The following is a 5,188-nucleotide window of genomic DNA, read 5'->3' on the forward strand; positions in this document are numbered from 1 at the left end:
CCCGGCCGCGAAGTTGTCCGCGACGCCGCGGAGCACGAGGACCAGAACGACGACCGCGATCGCGGTCATCGCCAGGAGCGGTTGGACATTCGCGCCGAGGAAGGCCAGCCCGACCCCGATCCCGATCAGCAGCAGCGAGTACTGGGCGAACCGTGCCGCCAGCTGGGCGACGGAGTCCGAGATACCCGGTGCGCGCTTCGTGATCTTGAGCACGCCCTTGCGTGCGAAACGGGAGAGCAGCCAACCGACGAGGACCGAGAGCACCGCGAGCACGATCTGCCACGGCGAGAGGCCGTCCGGGAAGAGCGCGTCCAGACTCACGGGCGGCGACCGCTCGCTCGCAGGTTCATCCGCAACATCCGACCAGCATGCGACGCGCGCGCTCGCCGCGGGTCGGCCACTCATCCCTCGGGGGTGATGCCCTGGGGTGGCGGCGCCATCGCCCCAGGGGGGTGAAGGGCGCTCGCTCAGGCAGGAGCAGAGCCCCAGACTGAGCACATGTCGTCGTCGCCCCCATCACCGGACCTCCTCACGGCAGCCCGATCGAAGGGAGCCATGCGGGAACGGTCTCGAGAGGCCATCGGCCTTCAGATCTCGATCTGCGCCTTCATCATCGCCGCTCTCGTCGCCCTCGTGGTGTTCCGACTGCAGGGGGCGCCCATCTCCGGGCCGGATTCCGTCGGGCAGTTCGCGGCGCTCGCGTCCGCTGTCACGGCGACCGTGGTCTTCGTCTTAGGACGCGTGATCGCCTCCGATCCTGCACGACGGAAGCGCCTCGGTGCGCTCGACGTCGTCGACATCGCTGCCTTCGCCTTCGCCCACGCAGTGATCGCCTTGCTCGGATGGACACTCGCAGCCGTCGTCATCGAAGCGGCGTTCAGCGGAGCGGTGGTCTTCCCGGTCCCGGTGCTCATGCTCACCGGGGCGGCGGCAGGACTCTCGGCATACGTGACGTACTACTCGTCGACGCATCTCGATCTCCAGATGCTCGCGACGGTGCTCGCGGTGTTCCTGATCCTCGGGATCCTGGCGAGCATGCTGACCGCGAGTGATCCGCAATGGTGGCAGGAGAACCTCAGCGCGCTCGGCATGACGGATGATCTGTCGGCCCGAGCGTTCAACCTGACTCTGATCGTCGCAGGCGTGCTGGTCACCACGCTGGCGAGGTACGCGACGAAGGAGGTTCCGACGACGCATCCGCGCGGGGTGATCGCGGTTCGGACCTGCCTCGTCGTCGTCGGGGTCTTCCTCGCGTTGGTCGGTGTGTTCCCCGTGGACGAACACTTCGCCCTCCACACCGGGGTGGCGTCGGGAATGGTCGTGGCGTTCGCCGTGGCCGTCGTCGGACTCCGGCGGTGGGTGCCGGGAGTCTCGCGGACCTTCCTCATGCTGGGGTACGTCTTCCTGCTCGTCATCGTGGTGCTGTCGGTCTTCTTCGCCATCGGCTACTACACGCTCACTGCGGTCGAGCTGGTGGCCGGCACCCTCGTGTTCACCTGGATCATCCTGTTCATCCGCACGGCGGACGCGCTCAGACGCGACGCGGCCACCGAAGCCGCCGGGTAAAGATCACCCGGAGGATGGCCTTGAAGGGGTGTTCGAGACGCCACTAGCTTGGTGCCATGTCGCACCCCGTACGTTCGTCGAGACCGGGACCAACGGTGCGATTCCGGCCGCCCGCACCCCAGCCGGGCGCCATCCACCGTGCACGGGTGAGCGCAGCGGTGGAGGAAGCCGCAGCCCATCACCCGCTGACCGTGGTCAGCGCCCCGAGCGGTTTCGGCAAGACGACCGCGGTCGCCGATTGGGCATGCCGCCTCGACCATGTCGCATGGCTCGGGCTCAGCACGTTCGACTCCGATCCCGCCAGGCTGGCTCAGGGGGTCGTTAACGCGCTCGTCGAAGCCGCTGAGCGCTCGGGTCTCGACCTCGACCTCGACCGGGACCTGGAGGATCCCTATCGCGCCTATCAGGAGATCTGCCGAGTCCTCGAGGAGTCGGGGGAACGCGTGCATCTCGTCGTCGACGATGCGCATCGCGCAGGGGAGGCGTGGCGCGAAGGTCTGCTGGGGATGCTGGCAGAGCAGGCTCCGGACACTCTCAGCGTGGTGCTGGTGGGGACGACGCTTCTCGAGGTGACGCTTTCCCGGCACCGGGTGACACATCCCGGTTCGTTCGTCGGTGCGGAGACACTCAGCTTCACCGGGGACGAGGTGCAGCAACTCCTCGACCAGGAACCGGACGGCCTCTCGTGCGCGACGATCATGGAGGAGACCAGAGGCTGGCCTATCGCCGTCAGACTGATGATGATCGGCGGAGCCAAGCCGGACAGCCGCGCACAGAGCGCTTCGAGCTTCCTCGGCGGTTACGTGAGAGAGCACGTGCTGGGTGCACTCCCGGTCGAGGTCTCGAACTTCGTCCTCGAGGCCAGCATCTGCGGTGAGCTGACTCCCGAGCTCGCTGCAGCGGTCACCGGTCGTGCCGATGCTCCGGCGATGCTGGAGACGTGCGTGCGACTCGGTCTCTTCCTCGACAGGTTCGAGGGTCCGCACGGTGTCGTGTACCGATGGCACGCGTCCTTCGCACGGCGGTGCGCGGAGATTCTGGCCGGTGATGCGGAGCGCGCTGCCGCATGTCATCGTCGCGCGGCGTCCGCACTCGAGGCGACCGATCCGACAGCGTCCATCGCGCATTCGCTCCACGCCTCGGACTTCTTCGGTGCCAGAGAGACGCTGCTCCGGCACTGGGTGGGGCTCGTGGTCGGTGCCCGCGCCGACGAGGTCGAACGCACGGCGATGGAGATGCTGCATCGGGTGCCCGACGACGCGCAGGTGCTTCTGGTGCGTGCGTGCGCCAGCGACGTGCTCGGCGATCATCGCGTGGCGAGGGAGCTGTTCCGTCGGGCGGAGGCGACGGTGGCGACACCGGGCGGTGTCGACGAGCCCGCCGTCCTGCAGATCGCGCGGCTCTTCATCGCCGACGAGCGTGCGGCGGTGGCGGATGCGAGCGCGAAGGTGCGGCAGATGCTGCTCGAAGCGGATTCCACGGATCTCGGGGACCGAGCCGCGCTCAACTATCTCCTCGGATGGACGGAGATCCGTCATCGCGGTAACCCGGCAGTCCCTCTCGAGTACTTCTCCGCCGCGGCCCGGGAGGCGCAGAATTCAGGGGATCGCGAACTCGCGAAGCGATCACTCGGGCACCTCGCCTTCGGACAGACCTGGGCCGGCCGATTCGTCGAGGCACGGCGAACGCTCCGCACCGTCGAGCGCGCCGATGATGTCGGACTTCCGTGGAGCACGTATGCGGGAGGCAGCGCGGCCGTGGCAGCGGGATACGTCTCGTACTGGGCGGGGGAGCTCGACGACGCGATCCGCGAGTTCGGCGTCGTCGTCCACAACGCCGGCTCCGACCATTCCTTCACGAGTGTGGCTCGCATGATGATCGCCTACGCGGCTGCGGAGACCGGAGACGTCGCGGTCTGCCGCCGCGCGGCGATCGGTATCCAGGACATTCCGCTGGAGGTGGTGCACGGCATCTCGTGGCCGGCCTTCCGAGAGTCGTCGGTCGCTCTGCTCGAAGAAGCCGTCGGTCGACAGGACCGCGCGATGCGGATCGCCCGGAAATACATCCACTGCCCTGACCTGCCGGTCGTCAACGTCGCTCTGTCGGGTGTGCTCCGGCGCGCCGGCGAGTACGCCGCCGCACTGGAGATGCTGAGGTCACTGCGCGCTTTCGGCGACGTCTCCTACGTGAAGGCCTCGACCCTGCTCACGGCGGCATTGCTGCGACGTCGTGCGGGCCACCACGACGAGGCACATGAGCTGTGCGAGGCCGCTGTCGCCGTCGCCGCGGGGGAGGACATCCGTCTTCCGTTCGGTCCGCGCGACACGGCCGCGCGCAAACTGCTGGCCGAGCACGTGCACTTCGGGACGCAGTTCGAGGACTTCATCGGCAGATCACTGGCGAAGGACAACGCGGGTTCGCCGGTGGACGCTCTCTCCGAACGGGAGCGCGACGTCTTCCGGCAGTTGCAGACGGCGCGCACGCTGCAGGAGATCGCTCGTGAGCTCGCGGTGTCGATCAACACGGTGAAGACGCACCAGCGCGCGATCTACCGGAAGCTCGGAGTGTCGTCGCGTCGCGAGGCCGTGCGCACGACCGTCTGACCCACGCCATCCCTGAACGGAGTCACGGCCCGCGAAGGGCCGACGAGAGGACGGTGTTCGCGACCCTGGCAGGGATCTGCTGCGTCGTGAGGATCCGATCGATCCTGCAGTCCACGTCGCGGGCGAACCGCTCCACCCAGGCGAGTTCGACGAGGAACAGGGCGGCGAGAGCACCGATCGGGATCCTCGCGGCGAAGTGTCCTGCATCGTCCGCTCCGATGAGCCCCGGCGTTCCCAGGACCAGACCCGCGAGCGTGAAATCATCGCGATCCACCTCGACGAGGCGATGTTCGTCAGGACCGAGACGCCCGATGATCACGACGTCGAGCAGGCGGATGGCGCCGTTCTCCACCTGACGTAGGAGCGCCTCGAGGACGTGGGAGCCGAGGCGGTCGTCCTCGAGGCGGACGACGACGAACTCCACGTCGCCGAGCGCCCGGAGTCTCGTCAGATCGACCGCCTCAGCCACGACGTCAGCTCAACGCACGGGCCTTGATGGCCGAGAACTCGTCCGGGGTGATCGTGCCGGCGGCGAGCAGCTTGGACGCCTTGTCGATCTCATCGCTGGGGCTCGACCCGGCGACGCTGCGGATGTAGGAGTCCGCTGCGTGCTGCTGTTCGCGGTACGCCGACGCGCTCCGTTCGCCCATGCCCCTGCCGCGCGCGATCAGGTAGATGAGCGCCGTGAGGAACGGGACGAAGATCAGGAAGATGATCCAGACGGCTTTCCACCAGCCGTTGAGAGTGTGATCCCGGAACAGGTCGGCGACGATGTTGAAGAGCACCATCAGGTAGGAGACGAACACGAAGACCCAGAAGAACCACCAGATGATGTCCCAGAAGCTTTCCCAAATGGACACGTCGCACCTCTTTCGTTGAGTTGTTGCTTACGGCGATGGTGCCAGCGGTGACCGCGGAGCGAACGCACCGGTCACCCTGCACGGGCGACCCGGCGTCGGGCCGGCGCCGGAGCTCTCATCCTCCGCGGGTGAGAGCGCGGCGCTTTTCCGGGGAGGCGG

The 5,188-nt window shown here is 67.6% G+C and carries 5 protein-coding genes; 2 read left to right on the forward strand and 3 right to left on the reverse strand.

Features of this window, described 5'->3' with window-relative positions:
- Positions 1-321: hypothetical protein (locus DSP71_RS22340; RefSeq protein ID WP_220151121.1), on the reverse strand; the 321-nt coding region annotated here is incomplete at its 3' end.
- A 234-nt stretch (positions 322-555) separates the two neighbouring features.
- On the opposite strand from DSP71_RS22340, the gene DSP71_RS13410 reads away from it, so the two are divergent.
- Positions 556-1,566: a DUF998 domain-containing protein gene (locus DSP71_RS13410; protein WP_181800737.1), complete on the forward strand. Its 1,011-nt coding sequence runs from the start codon at positions 556-558 to the stop codon at positions 1,564-1,566.
- A 146-nt stretch (positions 1,567-1,712) separates the two neighbouring features.
- Positions 1,713-4,169, forward strand: a complete 2,457-nt coding sequence (locus DSP71_RS13415; protein WP_113681329.1) for a LuxR C-terminal-related transcriptional regulator — start codon at positions 1,713-1,715, stop codon at positions 4,167-4,169.
- 22 nt (positions 4,170-4,191) lie between these two features.
- Here DSP71_RS13415 and DSP71_RS13420 read toward each other — a convergent pair whose 3' ends face one another.
- The gene (locus DSP71_RS13420) at positions 4,192-4,638 is read right to left on the reverse strand and encodes a DUF6325 family protein (protein ID WP_113681330.1); all 447 of its coding nucleotides are present in this window, start codon (positions 4,636-4,638) and stop codon (positions 4,192-4,194) included.
- 4 nt (positions 4,639-4,642) lie between these two features.
- Entirely contained in the window at positions 4,643-5,029 is a 387-nt protein-coding gene (locus DSP71_RS13425; RefSeq protein WP_061015263.1) for an SHOCT domain-containing protein, read from the reverse strand.
- Between the last annotated feature and the right edge of the window lie 159 nt (positions 5,030-5,188).

Source organism: Microbacterium sp. H6, assembly GCF_003314775.1.
GTDB classification, from domain to species: Bacteria; Actinomycetota; Actinomycetes; order Actinomycetales; family Microbacteriaceae; genus Microbacterium; species Microbacterium oxydans.